Origin of the sequence: Brasilonema octagenarum UFV-OR1, from assembly GCF_963888615.1 — a bacterium.
Classification (GTDB): Bacteria; Cyanobacteriota; Cyanobacteriia; order Cyanobacteriales; family Nostocaceae; genus Brasilonema; species Brasilonema sennae.
On sequence record NZ_CAWPKW010000151.1, the window covers coordinates 1 to 511 of the forward strand.

Consider the following 511-nt stretch of genomic DNA (forward strand, 5'->3'; position numbering starts at 1 on the left):
ATTAACCCTTGACATTATAAGCTTTTGAGGGAATTAAACAGCCCTGCTTCTTAGAGGTTATATTACAAACGAACGACGAACAGCTAAAACAACTAGACACTACAACCAACGTTGTTGTTTAGCATATACAATACTACCAATCACAATTAATACCATCACACTAACAACAATAGGATAAGCCCAAGGTTGCTCTAATTCAGGCATATATTTGAAGTTCATGCCATAGACGCCAGCAATAAAAGTGATTGGTAAGAATATGCTTGAGAGGATAGTTAGGCGATTAATGCGTTCACTAGTTTTGCTAGCAATATTATCGCGTTGAATTTCCATTAATTCTGACATCCATGTTCTCAGAGCTTGATATTCCTGCCAGAGATTATCAACGTGATGAACCAATTCTTGATGAAATAGTGTCTTAACTGGCTCAGAAATCCATTGGAAATCTTCGTCGTTCATCATAGTTAAAAGTGACTTGATGCGTTGAAAGTTACGGCGTCCGAAACGAGTAGAT

Annotated in this window: 1 protein-coding gene; it reads right to left on the reverse strand. The window is 37.4% G+C overall.

All coding sequences use genetic code 11. From position 1 onward, the window contains the following. Nucleotides 1-99 precede the first annotated feature (99 nt). On the reverse strand, nucleotides 100-511 hold a 412-nt coding region (locus AC5590_RS10225; protein WP_282453100.1), incomplete at its 5' end, for a magnesium transporter CorA family protein.